Origin of the sequence: Citrobacter sp. TBCS-14, assembly GCF_005280805.1 — a bacterium.
GTDB lineage: Bacteria > Pseudomonadota > Gammaproteobacteria > Enterobacterales > Enterobacteriaceae > Citrobacter > Citrobacter gillenii.
This window is the reverse complement of the sequence record NZ_SZWM01000097.1, coordinates 1-212: the sequence shown is the minus strand read 5'-3', so window position 1 is coordinate 212 and position 212 is coordinate 1. Positions and strand designations below refer to the sequence as shown.

General features: G+C 55.2%; 1 protein-coding gene. It reads right to left on the bottom strand.

Going from position 1 to position 212, the window contains the following annotated elements:
• A partial coding sequence (locus FDX22_RS00540; RefSeq protein WP_146716567.1) for an AMP-binding protein occupies positions 1-212 on the bottom strand: 212 nt, incomplete at both ends.

Here is a 212-nt window from a genome sequence, read left to right as displayed (position 1 = left end):
GACTTCCAGTACACCTGGCTTTTCGACGCGTAGATAGCCGCTCATAATATTAGGGCCTTTCAGCTGTAAACGCCCGCCATCTTCAATACCAGGAACCGCCAACAGTCGGGCATCCATACCAGGCAGAATGCGCCCTACCGTTCCCGATTTCGCCGCCATCGGTACGTTAATCGACACCACCGGCGCACATTCCGTCACGCCATAGCCTTCAA